At 59.1% G+C, this 17,337-nt stretch carries 16 protein-coding genes; 6 read left to right on the top strand and 10 right to left on the bottom strand.

Annotated features, from left to right (window positions below; all coding sequences use genetic code 11):
• The first annotated feature begins 28 nt into the window (after positions 1–28).
• The 5 genes from EOL86_05890 to EOL86_05870 all read left to right on the top strand — a co-directional run bounded on the left by EOL86_05890 (position 29) and on the right by EOL86_05870 (position 7,044).
• Entirely contained in the window at positions 29–601 is a 573-nt protein-coding gene (locus EOL86_05890; protein NCD25105.1) for a TetR family transcriptional regulator, read from the top strand.
• 9 nt (positions 602–610) lie between these two features.
• Entirely contained in the window at positions 611–3,712 is a 3,102-nt protein-coding gene (locus EOL86_05885) for an MFS transporter (protein ID NCD25104.1), read from the top strand.
• Positions 3,713–3,869: 157 nt separating this feature from the next.
• A complete protein-coding gene (locus EOL86_05880; protein ID NCD25103.1) occupies positions 3,870–4,067 on the top strand; it encodes a hypothetical protein in 198 nt (65 codons plus the stop codon).
• A gap of 2 nt (positions 4,068–4,069) precedes the next feature.
• Positions 4,070–4,969, top strand: a complete 900-nt coding sequence (locus EOL86_05875; GenBank protein NCD25102.1) for an adenine nucleotide alpha hydrolase family protein — start codon at positions 4,070–4,072, stop codon at positions 4,967–4,969.
• Positions 4,970–5,757: 788 nt separating this feature from the next.
• On the top strand, positions 5,758–7,044 hold the full coding sequence (locus tag EOL86_05870) for a uracil permease (protein NCD25101.1): 1,287 nt from the start codon (positions 5,758–5,760) through the stop codon (positions 7,042–7,044).
• 76 nt (positions 7,045–7,120) lie between these two features.
• Here EOL86_05870 and EOL86_05865 read toward each other — a convergent pair whose 3' ends face one another.
• Positions 7,121–7,756, bottom strand: a complete 636-nt coding sequence (locus tag EOL86_05865) for an outer membrane lipoprotein carrier protein LolA (protein ID NCD25100.1) — start codon at positions 7,754–7,756, stop codon at positions 7,121–7,123.
• 104 nt (positions 7,757–7,860) lie between these two features.
• Here EOL86_05865 and EOL86_05860 point away from each other — a divergent pair, with 104 nt between their 5' ends.
• The gene (locus tag EOL86_05860; protein NCD25099.1) at positions 7,861–9,051 is read left to right on the top strand and encodes an MFS transporter; all 1,191 of its coding nucleotides are present in this window, start codon (positions 7,861–7,863) and stop codon (positions 9,049–9,051) included.
• 78 nt (positions 9,052–9,129) lie between these two features.
• Here the strand turns inward: EOL86_05860 and EOL86_05855 are convergent, their stop codons facing one another.
• From EOL86_05855 to EOL86_05815, 9 genes are all read right to left on the bottom strand, one after another.
• Complete coding sequence (locus EOL86_05855; GenBank protein NCD25098.1) at positions 9,130–10,161, bottom strand: extracellular solute-binding protein; 1,032 nt, start codon at positions 10,159–10,161, stop codon at positions 9,130–9,132.
• Complete coding sequence (potC, locus tag EOL86_05850; GenBank protein NCD25097.1) at positions 10,158–10,925, bottom strand: spermidine/putrescine ABC transporter permease PotC; 768 nt, start codon at positions 10,923–10,925, stop codon at positions 10,158–10,160. The genes EOL86_05855 and potC overlap by 4 nt, the downstream gene beginning before the upstream one ends.
• Positions 10,922–11,776, bottom strand: coding sequence for a spermidine/putrescine ABC transporter permease PotB (gene potB, locus EOL86_05845; protein ID NCD25096.1), 855 nt, complete (start codon positions 11,774–11,776; stop codon positions 10,922–10,924). Before potB ends, potC begins: the two co-directional genes overlap by 4 nt.
• Complete coding sequence (gene potA / locus EOL86_05840; GenBank protein ID NCD25095.1) at positions 11,766–12,917, bottom strand: spermidine/putrescine ABC transporter ATP-binding protein PotA; 1,152 nt, start codon at positions 12,915–12,917, stop codon at positions 11,766–11,768. The genes potB and potA overlap by 11 nt, the downstream gene beginning before the upstream one ends.
• Positions 12,918–13,076: 159 nt before the next feature.
• Positions 13,077–13,595, bottom strand: a complete 519-nt coding sequence (locus EOL86_05835; protein ID NCD25094.1) for an isoprenylcysteine carboxylmethyltransferase family protein — start codon at positions 13,593–13,595, stop codon at positions 13,077–13,079.
• A 57-nt stretch (positions 13,596–13,652) separates the two neighbouring features.
• Positions 13,653–15,335, bottom strand: a complete 1,683-nt coding sequence (ettA, locus tag EOL86_05830) for an energy-dependent translational throttle protein EttA (GenBank protein NCD25093.1) — start codon at positions 15,333–15,335, stop codon at positions 13,653–13,655.
• A gap of 67 nt (positions 15,336–15,402) precedes the next feature.
• The gene (locus EOL86_05825) at positions 15,403–16,071 is read right to left on the bottom strand and encodes an amino acid ABC transporter permease (GenBank protein NCD25092.1); all 669 of its coding nucleotides are present in this window, start codon (positions 16,069–16,071) and stop codon (positions 15,403–15,405) included.
• A complete protein-coding gene (locus EOL86_05820; GenBank protein NCD25091.1) occupies positions 16,071–16,841 on the bottom strand; it encodes an amino acid ABC transporter ATP-binding protein in 771 nt (256 codons plus the stop codon). Before EOL86_05820 ends, EOL86_05825 begins: the two co-directional genes overlap by 1 nt.
• A partial coding sequence (locus tag EOL86_05815; protein ID NCD25090.1) for an amino acid ABC transporter permease occupies positions 16,842–17,337 on the bottom strand: 496 nt, incomplete at its 5' end. It abuts the gene before it with no gap.

Below are 17,337 nucleotides of genomic sequence, written 5' to 3'. Positions count from 1 at the left end.
CGTTCACATACTTCACCAAGGAGCTGATATGTCCCGCCCTGTCATGAAACGAGAACACATCGAGGAAGCGGCCATTCGCCTTTTCGCCACCAAGGGTTTGGCACGCACCACCATCAAGGATATCGCCACGGCAGCCGGAGTGACCGAAGGCGCCCTCTATCGCCATTACGACGGCAAGGAGGAAATGGCCTGGAAGCTTTTCAACCGCGAGCTTGACCATTTCGTGCACATGGTTTCCAGCGTGCTCTTCGACGACCGCATGTCCTTTGCGCTGCGCCTGGGCTTGGCCATCCAAACCATCTATGATTATTACATCTACAACGGCGACCGGTTCGCCTTTATTCTGCTGACCCAGCACGGATTCCCCGAAGAAAAGCTGCTCTCCCGCGAGACCGATCCCATCGGCATGGCCGCGCGGTTCATCGGACAGGCCGTGGGCGAGGGAGAAATTCCGCCGTGCGACGCCGAGCTGCACGCGGCCCTGCTCATGGGCGCCATCCTCCAACCCCTGGTCATGCACCGCTACGACAAACTGGAACTGAGCACGGAAACCCACACTCAGGTCACAGAAGCCTGCCTGCGCGCCCTGGGCGCGCGCTAGGGGGAAGACATGCACCAACGGCTTTTGCGCATCCGTGGCTTTCTGCCCTACCTGAGCGTGGTTCTGGTCAACGCCATGATCGACCTTGGCCACAAGATCATCATTCAGAACACGGTTTTTAAATGCTACAGCGGCACGACCCAAATCGCCCTGACCGCCCTGGTCAATGCCTGTATCCTGCTGCCGTTCATTCTTTTTTTCACCCCGGCGGGATTTTTGGCCGATCGGTTTTCGAAAAACACGGTCATCCGCTGGACAGCGTCCATGGCCATCCCCCTGACCATTCTGATCTATCTCAGCTATATCCTGGGGTGGTTCGAAGCGGCTTTCGCCTTGACCCTGATCCTGGCCGCCCAGTCCGCTTTTTATTCACCGGCCAAATACGGCTACATCAAGGAGATGGCCGGCCCGGAAAATCTGGGGCTGGCCAACGGCGTGGTCCAGGCCGTGACCATCGTGGCCATCCTTTTGGGCGGCGTGGTCTTTTCCCTGGTTTTCGAGGCCTTGATCGGCGCTGCCCAGACCCGCGAGGACATCCTCCGGGCCATCGCGCCGTGCGGCGTGCTCCTGATCATTGGCGCGGTGGCGCAATCCCTGGTGTCCCTGCGTATTCCGGCCCACAAACCCGGCGACTCGACCATTCGCCTGGACCGACGCACCTACCTGCGCGGTGAATATCTCAAGCAAAATTTGAAGAATTTGCATCACACACAAATTATCTGGCTTTCCGTTCTGGGCCTGTCCATGTTCTGGGCCGTGAACCAGGTGCTTTTCGCCGCCTTTGGCGCCCATCTGAAGGACATGGCCGGCGTCACGTCCACGGTTGTCGCCCAAGGCCTGCTGGCCATCGGCGGGGTGGGTATCATCGTCGGCTCCGTCACGGCCGGACGCCTGTCGCGCACCCATATCGAAACCGGACTCATCCCGGTTGGCGCCCTGGGCATGACCATATGTCTGGCGCTTATTCCCGCCATCGCCCACACCCTGACCCTGGGCCTGCTGCTGGCCGTGTACGGATTTTTCGGCGGTGTTTTTGTCGTGCCCCTCAACGCGCTCATCCAGTTCAACGCCAAGGAATCCGAACTGGGCACCATCCTGGCTGGCAACAACTTCGTCCAGAACGTGGCCATGCTCGGCTTTCTGGTGCTGACGGTCCTGGCCTCGGTGACAGGCATGAGCAGCGTTCCGATCATCGCGACCCTGGCCGCGATCGTGGCCGTGGGTTCCGTTTTCACCCTGCGCCAGCTACCCCAATCCTTCATGCGTTTTTTGCTGCGCGTGGTCTTTGCCCAGCGTTACCGTCTGGCCGTCAGCGGTCTGGAGAATATCCCGGCCCAAGGCGGGGTGCTGCTGCTGGGTAATCATACCAGTTGGATCGACTGGGCCGTGCTGCATCTGGCCGTGCCGCGCCCGGTGCGCTTCGTCATGACCCGCAAATATTACGATCGCTGGTACCTGCGCTGGTTTCTGGACCTGTACCGGGTCATTCCCATTTCGACCACGGCCAGCAGCGCGGCCCTGAAAACCATTATCCAAACCCTGCGCGACGGCGAATGCGTGGTGCTGTTTCCCGAAGGGGCCATCAGCCGCAACGGCCAACTCGGCGTGTTCCGTCGCGGCTATTCCATCCCGGCCACCCAGACCGGCTGCCCCATTGTTCCGTTTTATCTGCGCGGGCTGTGGGGCAGCAGATGGTCCATGGTCAGTCGCCATTTCCGACGGACCAGCAACGGATCACGGGTCCGGGACGTCAGTCTTTGCTTTGGCCCGGCCCTGCCGCCGGCAACCACGCCGCAACACCTCAAGGCCGCGGTGCATCGTCTGTCCGTTCTCGCATGGCAGGAATTCGCCGCAACACGGACCTGCATTCCCGACGCGTGGCTGCGCACGATCAGGCGCGCGCCCGGTCGTCTGGCCGTGGCCGATTCCAGCGGTGTCCAATACGCTGGCGACGAGCTGGCCCTGACCTGCTTTCTGCTGGCCCGAAAACTGCGCGACGTCGGCGCGAGCGCCATCGGCATCATGCTGCCCCCCGGCGTGGCCGCGACAACGGCGAACATGGCCGCCCTCATGGCCGGCAAAACCGTGGTCAACCTGGACCCGAATCTGGATGCGGACATTTTGGCCGACTGCCTGAAACAAGCCGGCATTTCCATGGTCCTGACCTCGGCGTCCGTCCTGGAAACGATGGCCGCCCCATTGCCCGTGACCGCGCTTCAGGTGGAAACGCCTCCGGTCCATCCTTTGAGCCGCCTTGCGGTACGAATCGTCCTGGAGGTGTTTCCGGCATCCGTGCTGCGCCATCTGTTCCGCGCGCCCATGCCAGCCGATCAACCCGCGGCCATTGTCTTCACCCGCAGAAACAATCGCGGACTGACCGGGGTCTGCCTGACCCACGCCGGAGTCATCGCCAACGCCCGCCAGGTCGTATCCCTGTTTCCCCCCAAGGGAGACGACGTGCTCCTGACCGCGGCCCCACTCGATCAGAGCCTGGGCCTGACCCTGGCCCTGTTTCTCCCCCTTCTCGAAGGCATACCCATGATCTGCCATCATGACGCCACCCAGGCCCGAACCATGGGCCGACTCTGTTTGGATTACGAAACGACCATGCTTTGCGCCACGCCGGCCATGATCGAAACCTTCGCGCATAATCCCCGGCTGCATCCGCTCATGTTCGCCAGCCTGCGCGCCGTGTTCTGCGCCGGCCAACCGTTGTCCGAAGGCCACGCCCAGGAGTTCCGGCATAAATTCGGGCTTATGGTCCACGAAGGCTACGGGACCACGGAGACCACGCCCGCGGCAACAGTCAATGCGCCCGACGCCCTCAACACGTCCGACCTGAGCGTGCAGCAGGGACACAAGCCCGGTACGGTCGGCCTGCCCCTGCCCGGCGCGGCCCTGCGCATCGTCGATCCGAAAACCCTGGTTGATCTGCCCCACGGCCAAACCGGCCGCATCCTCATCGGTGGCACCCAGCTTATGCTTGGCTATCTGAACGATCCCGAGGGCACGGCCAACGTCCTGATCGACCGGAATGGCATCCGATGGTTCGTGACCCGGGATGCCGGACGGATGGACGAAGACGGTTTTTTGATCCTGGAAAATATGTAAATGGCGGGCGCTAAAGAATCAGACAGGAGTCAATACCCCGGAACGAAAGGTCAAATGTCATGGCCACGGGCGGACAGCCCCCGCCGCCCTTGAATTTTCACGGGCATCGGTCTAGGCCGGGGCCCTTCGCAATCAGGAACAACCCCACGGGAGACCCATGATCACAGTATGTCTTGAACCCGAAAACACGGAAATACATCTGGAAAAGGCCGGCACGGTCAGGCAGCTTCTCGCCAAAATCAACCGCAAGCCCGGACGCGCCCTGGTCATCCGGGACGGGCAACTCCTGACCCCGGACCTGAACCCGCGCGATGGCGACGTCATCACCGTGCGCGACGTGGGCTCCAGGGGCTGAGCATGAAATGCACCCGATGCAAAATCCCGGCTGTCGTCGCTCTGCCCAGTCATCACGCGGCCTTCTGCAAGGACTGTTTTTTGATCTTTGCCCGCCGTCTGGTCGAACGGGCCATCAAGGAACACGACATGTTCACCATGGACGACCGCATCCTGGTGGCCATTTCCGGCGGCAAGGACTCCCTGGCCCTGGCCTGGCAGCTCAAGGAGCTGGGCTACGCGATCAGCGGCCTGCACATTGATCTCGGCATTCCCGAATCCTCGCCCATTGCCCGTGACTATTCGGAGCGTTTCTGCGCCAGGTTCGGCATTGACCTCCACGTTCTGGAACTGGCCGCCATGGGCCTGGCCATGTGCGACGTCAAAAAACGGGTCAAGCGCCCGATTTGCTCGGTCTGCGGCCAGGCCAAGCGCTATTTTTTCAACAAATTCGCCATGGAAAACGGATTTTCTGTTGTCGCCACTGGGCACAACCTGGACGACGAAACCTCCCGCCTCATGGCCAACGTCATGCGATGGGACGTGGAATATCTGAGCGATCAGGGGCCGGTCATGCCCTCCGAGAACGGATTCGCCAAAAAAGTCAAACCGCTGTTCCGCATGACCGAATTCGAAACCGCCAATCTCTGTTTCCTGGCTGACATTGACTACGGCCACGCGCCCTGCCCCTACAGTTCCAAGGCCAGCTTTCCCATCTACAAAAATCTTCTGGCCGACCTGGAGGACATTCAGCCCGGTCGGAAAATTCATTTTTACGACGCCTTCCTAGCGCGCGGCCGCAAAGGCTTTTCCAGGATGGAAGAACAATCCGCGCCGGTGGTGCCATGCACGAAATGCGGCTATCCGACATCCGCCGGAGAATGCGGCGTCTGCCGTCTCAAGGAACGCATGCGGGCGGATTGACCTCGATCTTGTCGCCGGACCGCGCCTCAAAAAGCAGCGAGACCTTCGGTTCGCCCCAGACGCGCCGAAGCATTCATGGCGATGCGTGACCGAAAAACTTTCAACACGACCAAATGAGTCCGTTTTGACCTGGATCAAGGAATTTCCCCAAAAAATGGGGAAATGAATCGGAAACAAGCGCTGCTTCGTTTGATTGACATTGGTTTCATCAATAATTAGCATCTTGTCCTACACGAAAAGGAGGATCTCACATGTTTGAACTGACCAAGGCTGCCAAAGAGCAGCTCGATATGCACTTCGCGGGCAAGGAAGTATCCCCGATCCGGGTATACATGGCGGCCGGCTGAGGCGGGCCTCGCCTGGCGCTTGCTCTGGATGAGCAAAAAGACAACGACGTGGTTCATGACATCGACGGGTACACCTTCCTGGTGGAATCCGGCCTGATGACCGAGGCGCAGCCCATTTCCGTGGAATTTCATCCGCACATGGGTTTCAATATCAAATCCAGCCTGCAGTCGAGCTCCTCGGGATGTAGTTCCTGCACCTCCTGTGGCTAGGCATTCCGCTTCATCACGGCACGAAGGGCTGTTCCAGAACATGGGACAGCCCTTTTTTTGGCCAAGGACAATACGCCGGACGAAACGTGGTGGCGGTAGCCGTTCTTGACCGTATCCACCGGCGCGGATAGAAATTTTTGGTTTTTGGGGCTTCACTGTCGAAGCCCCAAATTTTGTATGCGGGACGGGCCTTTCGGGCCTTGCTACACACCTTTTTCGCGGAGACTAGCCATGAGCCGGAGAACGATTCAAGTCGAAGAAAAAGTTCCTTTTCTTCAGGGCATTCCTTTAAGTTTTCAACATCTTTTCGCCATGTTCGGGGCCTCTGTCCTGGTTCCGACCCTGTTTAAGATCGACCCGGCCATCGTGCTGCTCATGAACGGCATCGGCACCCTGCTCTATCTTGTGCTCTGCAAGGGAAAGGCTCCGGCGTTTTTGGGGTCGAGCTTCGCCTTCCTGTCCCCGGTATTCGTGGTTCTGGGCGCGGACCAAAGCCTGTGGGGCGCGAACTATTCCTATGCCCTGGGCGGATTCATCGCCTCGGGCGCCATTTTCAGCATGGTGGCCCTGGTCATCTGGAAGTTTGGTTCCGACTGGATCAAGGTGGTCCTGCCCCCGGCGACCATGGGGCCCATCGTCGCCCTTATCGGCCTGGAGCTGGCCGGAGTGGCCACCGGCATGGCCGGGATCACCCCGGACGCGAGCGGTGCCTATAACATGGACGCCATCATCGTGTCCGTGGTCACCTTGCTGGCCGTGGCCCTGGGGTCGATCATGCTCAAGGGCTTTCTGGCGGCCATTCCCGTCCTGATTGGCATCGTCGTCGGCTACGCGACCGCCGTAGCCATGGGCATGGTCAATTTCGACGTCATCTCGGCCGCGCCGGCCATTGCCTTCCCCACGATCTACACGCCCAAATTCGACCTGGCCAAAATCCTGATCATCATTCCGGCGGCCCTGGTCGTTATTTCCGAGCATATCGGACATCTCGTGGTCACGGGGAACATTGTCGGCCGCGACCTGACCAAGGATCCCGGCCTGCATCGCTCCCTGATGGGCGATGGCGTCTCGACCATGCTGTCCGGATTCTGTGGCTCCGTGCCCACCACCACCTACGGCGAGAACATCGGCGTCATGGCCATCACCCGCGTCTATTCGGTCTGGGTCATCGGCGGAGCGGCCGTCATTTCCATTGGTCTGGCCTTCATCGGCAAACTCTCGGCCATAATCCAATCCATCCCGGCACCGGTCATGGGCGGCATCTGCATCCTGCTTTTCGGTGTCATCGCCGCCTCGGGTATCCGCATGCTGGTCGAATCCAAGGTCGATTACTCCAAGCCGGTCAACCTGATCCTGACGGCCATCGTGCTCATCGTCGGTATCAGCGGCACGGCCGTGACCATCGGCACGGTCCAGCTCAAGGGCATGGCCCTGGCCACGGTGGTCGGCATGGCCCTGTCCCTGGTTTTTCACATTCTGGAAAGCCTGGGCCTGACCAACCAACCCAGCGAGAGCTGATCGACTTTGACAAAAAAAGCCCCCCTGGTTGTCAATGACAACCAGGGGGGCTTTTTTTGCGCGCATGGAACCGAAACTATTCGCCCTGTCCCTCCAAAATCTCCGTTCCGGCCGGCGGCTCAAGAGTAAAGGACTTGGGGTCGATGGGGATGTCCAACTCCAGGCCACTCAGTTCCAATTCATTGATATTCCCGAAAAAATCCACCAATTTGATCCGCTCCAACATATCCTGGCCCGGTCGGACCCAAATTTCCCCTTCCACCAAATTGGGCTCGGGCTCCTTGGGGATCAACTTCAGGTGTTGGAATTCTCCATCCATGCCCATGTCCAGCACCTTGAAATCATCCGTCAAATTGGCTTCTCCGGACAAAAAGCGAATCATGGTCTTGGAATCAAGCACCTGCTCCACCGTATACCGATAGGCCGTTTCCTCTTCGGGGAAGTAATCCCAAACCATGTCCTTGCCGATGATAAGCAGCTCCTGTTCGGGGCTAGTCGTTTCCCAGCGAATGAACCGAGGCCGGGCAAAAACAATGGTTCCAAGACGTTCCTGGGTTTCCTTGGTGGACGCGTTGGTCAATTTTTGCAGAAAAAACGCCCGGAAGGACTCCAGGCTGTCATACCGTTGCTGGATCTTGTCGGTCAGTTCCGACGCTTCCGCGCACCAAACGCTCATTAGGGCAATGAGCAAGCCCGCAATCAAACGTGGCACACGAACCTCCTGGTTGCTGTTGATTTCATGGTTGAATGCACGTATCGGGTGATCCCTTTACGCCATTTCGAGCGGATACAGATTTTTTCCCGGGTTGTTAAGCGATGTACTCTTCCCAAAATCACGGAGGACCGGCCTTTTCCTCGGCACTGCCGGTATTGCTCCTCCTGACATCGGTTTTCTTTGTCAACTTTCTGGCTCGGACAATTTTCGGCCCCCTTCTTCTTCCCATCACCAAGGAACTCGATCTGGGGCTGGCCCAAGGATCGACCATTTTTCTCTGCCTTTCGCTCGGGTACAGCGGGGCGGTGTTCTGCGCCGGTTTCCTGTCGCAGCGCCTGGGCCACAAGGGAACCATTGTCGTCTCCGTCTCCGGTCTGGGCCTGGCGTTGCTGGGATTGGCCTCCAGCACGACACTCACGTCCTTTTTGATCTGGACCCTGGCCATGGGTGGCGCGGCCGGGCTGTACATTCCGTCCAGCGTGGTCACCATCACCGAGGCCACGGCTCCGGCCCACTGGGGGCAGGCCTTCTCGGTACATGAATTGGCCCCCAATCTGTCCTTTATTCTCGCGCCGCTCGTGGCCGAGCTTTTTCTTGATACCATGGGCTATCCGCCGCTCTTTGCCCTGCTTGGATCGGCGGCCCTGCTTCTGGGCTTGGCCTACGCCGCGCGCGGCCCCCGGGTACGACGTCCAGGAGTGCCGCCCAGGCTTGGCAACATCCGGGTCATCGTCGCCCGGCCGGCGTTTTGGGTCGTTGTCTTGCTGTTCGTGCTCTGCGTGGGCGTGGAAGCGGGCATTTACAACTTGGTGCCCGCCTTTCTCGTCCAGGAACGGGGCATGAGCCGGGAGTCGGCAAACCTTGTTCTCAGCGGCACGCGCGCGGTCTCCCTGCTGACCCTTCCCCTGACTGGCCTGGTCATCAAACGCATTGGATATCAGCGCACCCTGGCCCTGTTCCTGATCGGCACGGGCACGGCCACCCTGCTCTCCGGGCATGGCCCCCTGTGGTGGACCATCGCCATGTTGACCCTGCAGCCCATGTTCGTGGTCTGCTTTTTTCCGGTGGGCTTTGCCGTGCTGTCCATGGTCTGTCCCAAGGCGACCAGCGACCTTGCTGTTTCGCTGTGCGTGATGTGCAGCTCGATCATGGGGCTGGGTGTCATCCCGGGCCTTCTGGCCTGGTTCGGAGAACGATGCGGCCTTGGCCTGGCGTTCAGCCTTTTTGGAGGATTGATGCTCGCCAGCAGCATTCTGGCGATACACAATCTGCGCATTCCCAAATCCGCCTGAGCATGCCCGCCGCGGAAATACAAAACGGCGCGTTCCAAGGTTGGAACGCGCCGTTTTGGCGTGGGTATTTCTGGTCGGTTATTGCTTGACCTTCAGTTGCAGCCAGCAATCCTCGTAAGCCTTGATGGCCGCGCCGAGATCGGTTTCAAACTCGCCCCGGGCCATGTCCGCGTCCGCCGGATATACAATGGCATTGGTGCGCACTTCGTCCGAAAGGCTGGCCTTGGCCTTGAGATTGGGCGAGGAGTATCCCATTTCCTGGCAAATCAGGGCCGCCACCTCGGGCCGGAGCAGGTAGTCAATAAAAAGGTGGGCATTTTCGACGTTGCCCGCGTTTTTGGGAATACACAGATTGTCCACCCACAGACTGAAACCTTCGCTCGGGTAGACGTACTTGATATCCGGATTCTCGCCGGAAGCGATGTAGGCCTCGCCGTTCCACAGCACGGCAACCTGGACCTCGTTGTTGAGCAAAGCCTGTTTGGGGGAATCGGAGTCAAAGACGCGCACGCTCTCCATGAGCGGCTTGAGCAGCGCGCAGGCCTCGGCCACCTTGGCCGGGTCGGTTTCGTTCAGGGAATATCCGAGGCGTTTGAGCCCCATGCCCAAAACGCCGCGCATGTCGTTGGGCAGCAGCAGCTTGCCCTTGAACTCCGGCTTCCAGAGATCGGCGAAGGACGTGATGGCCGCGGCCGCTTTGTCCGAGGAGTTCACGGCAATGGCCGTGGAGCCCCACATGTAGGGCACGCTGTAGGTGTTGTCCGGATCAAAGGCCTGATCAAGCAAATGCGGGTCCAGATTGGCGAAATTGGGCAGCTTGGATTTGTCGATGGGCCGAAGCAACCCTTCCTTGGCCATGCGCGACACAAAATCCGTGGATGGCACGATGAGATCATATCCCTTGCCCTCGACCATCTTGACCTTGGCATACATGGCCTCGTTGCTGTCGTAGGTGGACATGATGACCTTGATGCCGGTTTCCGAGGCAAAGCTCTCCAAAACACTGTCCGGCATGTATTCCGACCAGTTGTAGACATAGAGCTCCTTGGACGCGCCCCAGGCCTGGGTGGCCACCATGCACAGCAAAATGAACGGAACAAGTCGTTTCATGCTTTCTCCTTCAAAAGGCGCTGCGACAGAAAAACCGTCACGGCGGTTATAAGGATCATGATCGCGCACAAGGCATTGACTTCGGGTTTGAGCCCGAGGCGGACCATGGAATAGATGCGTAGCGGCAGGACCTCGAAAGTCGGGCCGGTGGTGAAAAAACTGATGATGACGTCGTCGATGGACAGGGTGAAGCTCATGAACCATCCGGCCATGACCGCGGGGAACACCATGGGCAGCACGACATGCCGGAAAACCTCGTACTCGCCGGCCCCAAGGTCGCGCGCGGCCTCGACCACATGCTGGTCAAAGCCAAGCAGCCGCCCGTGGACCGTGATGGCCACGAAGGGCACGCACAAGGTCACGTGGGCCATGAGCAGGGTCCAGAAACCCAAGGGCAGCGACAGGGCCATGAACAAAACCAGCAGCGCGATACCGATGACAATGTCCGGCGACATCATCATGACGAAAAGCGAGGAATGAATGACCTTGCGCGACGGAAAACGCCACCGGTGCAGGGCCATGGCGATCAGCGTCCCCAAGATGCTGGACACGGTCGCGGCCACGACGGCGATGAACAGGGAATGCAGGGCGGCCTGCATCAGACCGATATTGCTGAACAGCTTGCCGTACCAGCCCAGGGTTGCCCCTTTCCAGGCCATGGAAAATCGCGACGCGTTGAAAGAATAGACAACCATCACTCCCAGCGGGAGGTACAAAAAACCGTACACCAGACCGCAATAGAGCACGCGAAACCAGCGGTTCATGACTGCCCTCCGGAATTCAATCGGGCCGAGCTTTTCCAATAGAGCACCAGCATGATCCCCATGAGCGCGGTCAGGGTCACGCTGGCGGCCGCGCCCAGGGGCCAATTTCGCGTGGTCAGGAACTGGTCGCGGATAAAATTGCCAAGAAGCATGGCCTTGGCCCCGCCGAGGACGTCGGACACGTAGAACATGCCTATGCCCGGCAAAAAGACGAGCATGCACCCGGACACGATGCCGGGCATGGTCAACGGCACGACCACCCGCCAGAATGTCTTGACGGGCGAGGCACCCAAATCGCGGGCGGCCTCGATATACCGCGGGTCAAGCCGCTCCAGGGCCGCGTACAGCGGAAGAACCATGAATGGAAGCAGGGTGTAGACCAGCCCGAGGACCACGGCACCCGGTGTGTACATCATGGCCAGCGGTTCGCGGATGATTCCAAGGGTCAGCAAGACCGTGTTGATGATGCCGCTGGTGTTGAGCATGGCCGTCATGGCGTAGGTCCGCACCAGGGAATTGGTCCAAAACGGGATGACCACGAGAATCAGCAGATAATTCCGCCAGGGTTGGCGGGCCCGGGCCAGTATGGCGGCGAAGGGATACGCGGTCAGGAGGCAGATCAGGGTGACCAAGCCGGACAGATGCAGGGAAGACAGCAGGATACCCAGGTGGGCCCGGTCCATGAGATGTTCGTAATTGACCAGGGACAGTCCGGGAACGATGAATTGGTCCGTCGTGGTGGAGCAAAAACTCGCCAAGAATACCAACACATTGGGCACGAAGGCAAAGACTGCCATCCAGGTGATGGTGCCGACGATGACCGCGGATTTAAAAAATCCGTTAGTCCGCATGGGGTAGCACCACTTCCCAGCCTTCGACCCAGCTCACGGCGACGCGGTCGCCAGCCCGGAAATACACGGTCTCGTCGTCCTCGTTGAAAAATTCCGTGGCCATGACCAGGGTGCCGTTATCCAGCCGCACGGCCACGTCATACGTCGCCCCCTTGTAAATGGTCTCCTCGACCGTGCCGATCAGGGATCTGTCCCGCGCGAAACTGTCTTCGAGTTCCGGGTCCTCGGCCAGGTCCTTCAGGGTTTCGACGCGCAGATCCTCGGGCCGTAACAAAACATGGACCTTGTCCCCGGGCGCGAATTCGTGCTTGGTCCGCATGAACACGTCCAGCCCCTGGGCCCGAACCCGGGCACGGCCCTGGCTCTGCTCGACCACCTCCGCTTCCAGGATGTTGATTTCCCCAACGAATCTGGCCACGTACAAATTGCAGGGCTCTTCATAGATACCGGCCGGGGTGCCGATTTGTTCGATATGGCCATTGTTCATGACCACGACCCGATCGGACATGGAAAAGGCTTCCTCCTGATCGTGGGTGACCAAGACAAACGTGATGCCCAGTTTGCGTTGCAGATGCTTGAGATCGAGCTGCATCCGCTTGCGCAACCGGTAATCCAGGGCCGAAAGCGGCTCGTCCAAAAGCAGGACCAGGGGACGATTGACAATGGCCCGGGCAATGGCGACGCGTTGCTGCTGGCCTCCGGACAGACGGCCGACCATGCGCGTCTCGAAACCTTCCAGCTGGACCAGCCGCAGGGCCTCGCTGACCTCGCGGCTGATTTCATCCTTGGGGCGCTTTTTCATGCGCAACCCAAAGGCCACGTTCTCGAACACGTTCATGTGCGGAAACAGCGCGTAGCTCTGAAACACGGTGTTGACGTTGCGATGTTCCGGAGGAAGAGCGCCCACGTCCTGGTCGTCGATGGAAATACGTCCCGATGTCGCGGCTTCAAAACCGGCGACAAGGCGAAGAATGGTGGTTTTTCCGCAGCCCGATGGGCCAAGAATCGTCAGGAATTCTCCCCGATGCACGTCCAGGGAGACATCGCGCAGGGCGAATTGGCCGTCATAGGCCTTGGTCACGCCCTCAAGACGCACCACGGGCGAGGTGGGGCGGAGCGCGGTTATGGGGGAATCGGTCATGGCCCCTCCTGGCATGGGTTACTGCCGGGGCGCCATGGCACCTCTCAGCAAGCGCTTTTTCTTCGAGATGAACACCTGGAAAGTCAAGAATAATTTGGCTGGATTTGGACAAAAAAAAGGCGGCTTGCAGCCGCCGGACAGCCATCGTGCATCGCGCTTCTAGCTGATGCCCAGCAAATGACAGGGCAGGAAGCGACCGACCCGCTCCTTGTAGGCCAGATAGACTTCGCCGAAGCGGTCTTCCAGCTCCATCTCCTCGTCACCAATGTGCTTGTAAAAGAGCACCACCGAGACGACGATGCCCAAAATACCCAGATTGGTATTCAACAGCAGACTCAATCCCGGCATGACGGCCAAAAAATGCGCGACCATGGCCGGATTGCGCGAAAAAGCGAACGGACCAGATTCAACCAGCATGAATCCTTCGCTCTTCTTCAGCTCGCGCGCGGCGAAAAACAGGCCAGCCAAGCCCACGGCCAACCACAAAAAGCCCATCAGGGAGCCCAATAAAAAGAAATCCGTCCGCAGGATGAAATTTTCCAGAACACAGCCGGCGGCGATCACGCCGTATCCCGGAAGAAGCACCTTGGACTCAAGACTCTTGGCGTTCATCGATATCTCCTTGTCGGTCGAAAAGGTGTGCATGATTGTATCGACAATGAATCTTGATAGCACCATCCCGCATGCTTGAAAAGAACCCGGCGGAAGGAAATCCAGACCGGGTTCTTTTTCCGTCTAACGGGACAGCTGCCGGTAGCGGATACGCTTGGGCACGGCCAGGGTCTGACCGGTACGGCGCTTGAGATCCTTTTCATATTCCGAGTAATTGCCCTCGAACCAGACAACCTGACTGTCGCCCTCGAAGGCCAGGATGTGCGTGGCGATGCGGTCCAGAAACCACCGATCATGGGAAATGACCACGGCGCAGCCGGCAAAATTTTCCAAGGCCTCTTCCAGGGCGCGCATGGTGTTCACGTCCAGGTCGTTGGTCGGTTCATCCAAAAGAAGCACGTTGGCTTCCTTTTTGAGCATAAGCGCCAGATGCAGACGATTGCGCTCGCCGCCGGAAAGCATGCCCACGAGTTTTTGCTGATCCGGGCCGGCGAAGTTGAACTTGCTGACATACGCGCGGGAATTGATCTCCCGTCCGCCGAGATTGATCATGTCATAGCCGCCGGAAACCATTTCCCAGACGCTTTTCTTTGGGTCCAGGGCATCGCGCTCCTGGTCCACATGGGCCAGCTTCACGGTCTGGCCCAGACGGATGGAACCGGAATCCGGCTGCTCCTGGCCGGTGATCATGCGGAAAAGCGTGGTCTTGCCCGCGCCATTAGGACCGATGACGCCGACGATACCGCCCGGAGGCAGGGCAAAATTCATATCCTCGATGAGCAGCTTGTCGTCATAGCCCTTGCGCACATGCTCGGCCTCGATAACCACGTCACCCAGACGCGGACCGGACGGGATGAAGAGTTCCAGGGTTTTGATCTTGTCCCTGGCTTCCTGATTCAGGAGATTCTCATACGCCGAAATACGGGCCTTGGCCTTGGCGTGGCGGCCCTTGGGGGACATGTTGATCCACTCCAGTTCGTGCTTGAGGGTCCGCTGGCGGGCACTCTCCTCTTTTTCCTCCTGGGCCAGACGGTTTTGCTTCTGCTCCAGCCACGACGAATAATTGCCCTTCCACGGAATACCCACGCCGCGATCGAGTTCCAGAATCCAGCCGGCGACATTGTCCAGAAAATAACGGTCATGGGTCACGGCGATGATGGTCCCCTCGTACTGCTGCAGATGGTGCTCCAGCCAGGCGATGGTCTCGGCGTCGAGGTGGTTGGTCGGTTCGTCCAGAAGCAGGATATCCGGCTTTTGCAACAGCAGACGGCACAGGGCGACACGACGCTTTTCACCGCCGGAGAGCACGGAAATCAGTGCCTCGGGTTCCGGGCAGCGCAGAGCGTCCATGGCCATTTCGAGCTTGGAATCCAGCTCCCAGGCGTCGGCCGCGTCCAGCTTTTCCTGCACCTCTCCCTGACGGGCGATGAGGGCGTCCATCTCGTCGTCGCTCATGGGCTCGGCGAACTTGGCGTTGATCTCTTCAAACTCGGCCATGAGGTCCACGGTCTCCTGGACAGCCTCCTGAACGACCTCGCGAACGGTCTTGGTCGGATCGAGCTGGGGCTCCTGCTCCAGATACCCCACGGAATAACCGGGAGAAATGACGATCTGTCCGTTATACTCCTTGTCCACGCCGGCCATGATCTTGAGCAGCGAGCTCTTGCCCGAGCCGTTAAGGCCCAGGACGCCGATCTTTGCCCCGTAAAAAAAAGAAAGGGAAATATCCTTGATGACCGGCTTTTTGTCGTAAAACCGGGACACCTTGAGCATGGAATAGATAATTTTATTTGGCTCGTCGGCCATGGCAACACCTCGTTAGTATGGGATATGTTGAAATTTTGAGAATAAAAGCGCGACACGCGCGGCCTGTTCAGTGACCAAAGCCGGGGATTTCGAGCTTTTTCTCCAGCTTGCGCAGCAGAAAGGAGGCCACCGTGACCAAAAGCAGATAGTACACGCCGACGACCATGAAGACCTCGCTGAAACGAAAAGTCTCGCTGGCCACGACCTTGGCCTTGCCGGTCAATTCGAAGCAGGTGATGACATAGGCCAGGGACGAATACTTGATCAGGTACACGATTTCGTTCCCGCATCCGGGCAGGGCGCGACGGAAGGCTTGCGGAATGACGATCGTCATCAAGGCGCTCATGCCTGAAAAACCCAGGGCCTGCGCCGCCAGAAGCTGCCCACGCTTGATGGAGAGCAGGCCGCCGCGCACGTATTCGGAATGATAGGCCGCGCTGCACATGGTGAATCCAAGCACCGCCGCCGTGTAGGGCTTGAAGTAGATACCCACGTTCGGCAACCCGAAATACAGGATGAACAACTGGATAACCAGGGGTGTCCCCCGGAACAGGGCTGCATAGCCGTTGGCCAGGGGCTTCAGCAAACCCTTGCCGAAAGCCCGGCACGCACCGACCAGCACGCCGAAGGCCAGGCCCATGACGGCCGAGGGAATAATAAGCTTGAGGCTCATGATCACACCCTCGTTCAGGGCCGGAATCAGGCGCTCCAGCAGAAAGGCGAATTCCCCGTTCATCAGCACCCGCCCTCGATGTCCAAAATCTGGGAGCAAAAATCCAAAGTGCGGGTTCCGGAACCCTCGGCCAGCAATTCACGGGGGCTGCCCTGCTCGATGATCCGGCCCTCCTGCATGAACAGCACCTCGTCGGCCAGGGCGCGGGTAAACCCCATCTGATGCGTGGCCATGACCATGGTCATGCCGTTCTGGGCCAAGCCCCGGATGACGGTCAGAACCTCGCTGACCAATTCCGGGTCCAGGGCCGAGGTCGGCTCGTCCAGCAGCATGACCTTGGGGTCCATGGCCAGGGCGCGGGCGATGGATACACGCTGCTTCTGACCGCCTGAAAGCTCGGCCGGATACAGATGCCCCTTGTCCTTGAGGCCCACCCGGTCCAGCTCGGCCATGGACCGCTCCAGGGCCTGGCGACGGCTCATGCCACGCACCTTGCGCAGGGCGATGCCGACATTTTCCAAAGCGGTCAAATGGTCGAACAGGTTGAAATCCTGAAAAATCATGCCCACCTGCTGCCGAAACAAACACAGCTCGCGGCTCTTGTAGGGGTCTACGCGTTGGCCTTCGAGTTCGATCTCGCCGCGATCGGGGGTAATGAGATAATTCATGCACTGCAAAAGCGTGCTCTTGCCGCCGCCGGACGGACCGATGAGGACCTTCATCTCGCCCTGATACAGATCCAAATTGATGGATTTCAAAATTTCCCGACCGCCCAGGGACTTGGACAGGCCGTGGATGCGCATGAGTGGTTTCCGTGCGTTCGTAGTCGTCATTTAGTGTACATAACCCTTGATTCTGAAACGTTTTTCCAAGGCGCGCAGAGCGAGGACCCCGACCCAGGTCAGCACAAAATAGAGTACCGCCGCGCAGATATACAGGGGCAGATGTTTGTAGGTCCGGGAGGCGACAAAATGAGTCCGGGCCATGATCTCGCTGGCGCCAAGCACGAAGGCCAGGGCCGAATCCTTGAGGATGATAGAGTACTCGTTGGACCATCCCGGAATGGACAGGCGCAAGGCCTGGGGCAGGATGATGGACCGGATGGCCAGGGCATCGGACATGCCCAAGGCCCGGGCCGCCTTGAGCTGTCCCTTGGACAGGGAGAGGATGGAACCCCGAAAAATTTGGGATTGATAGGCCCCGCTGGTCATCCCCAGAACGATGGTCGCCGCGGCCAGCGCGCTCAAATTGAAGCCCAGAAAATTGAACAGACCGAAATAAAAAAGAAAAAGGAGCACAAGAATGGGAACGCCCCGAAAAAACCAGACA

This window comes from Deltaproteobacteria bacterium (assembly GCA_009930495.1).
In the GTDB taxonomy this organism is placed as follows: Bacteria; Desulfobacterota; Desulfovibrionia; order Desulfovibrionales; family Desulfomicrobiaceae; genus Desulfomicrobium.
This window is presented reverse-complemented; position numbering and strand designations above follow the sequence as displayed.

Coding starts and splice junctions, on each gene's coding strand:
- EOL86_05890 (NCD25105.1), top strand. CDS start 29: ATGTCCCGCCCTGTCATGAAACGAGAACACATCGAGGAAGCGGCCATT.
- EOL86_05885 (NCD25104.1), top strand. CDS start 611: ATGCACCAACGGCTTTTGCGCATCCGTGGCTTTCTGCCCTACCTGAGC.
- EOL86_05880 (NCD25103.1), top strand. CDS start 3,870: ATGATCACAGTATGTCTTGAACCCGAAAACACGGAAATACATCTGGAA.
- EOL86_05875 (NCD25102.1), top strand. CDS start 4,070: ATGAAATGCACCCGATGCAAAATCCCGGCTGTCGTCGCTCTGCCCAGT.
- EOL86_05870 (NCD25101.1), top strand. CDS start 5,758: ATGAGCCGGAGAACGATTCAAGTCGAAGAAAAAGTTCCTTTTCTTCAG.
- EOL86_05860 (NCD25099.1), top strand. CDS start 7,861: ATGTACTCTTCCCAAAATCACGGAGGACCGGCCTTTTCCTCGGCACTG.
- EOL86_05855 (NCD25098.1), bottom strand. CDS start 10,161: ATGAAACGACTTGTTCCGTTCATTTTGCTGTGCATGGTGGCCACCCAG.
- potC (NCD25097.1), bottom strand. CDS start 10,925: ATGAACCGCTGGTTTCGCGTGCTCTATTGCGGTCTGGTGTACGGTTTT.
- potB (NCD25096.1), bottom strand. CDS start 11,776: ATGCGGACTAACGGATTTTTTAAATCCGCGGTCATCGTCGGCACCATC.
- potA (NCD25095.1), bottom strand. CDS start 12,917: ATGACCGATTCCCCCATAACCGCGCTCCGCCCCACCTCGCCCGTGGTG.
- EOL86_05835 (NCD25094.1), bottom strand. CDS start 13,595: ATGGTGCTATCAAGATTCATTGTCGATACAATCATGCACACCTTTTCG.
- ettA (NCD25093.1), bottom strand. CDS start 15,335: ATGGCCGACGAGCCAAATAAAATTATCTATTCCATGCTCAAGGTGTCC.
- EOL86_05825 (NCD25092.1), bottom strand. CDS start 16,071: ATGAACGGGGAATTCGCCTTTCTGCTGGAGCGCCTGATTCCGGCCCTG.
- EOL86_05820 (NCD25091.1), bottom strand. CDS start 16,841: ATGACGACTACGAACGCACGGAAACCACTCATGCGCATCCACGGCCTG.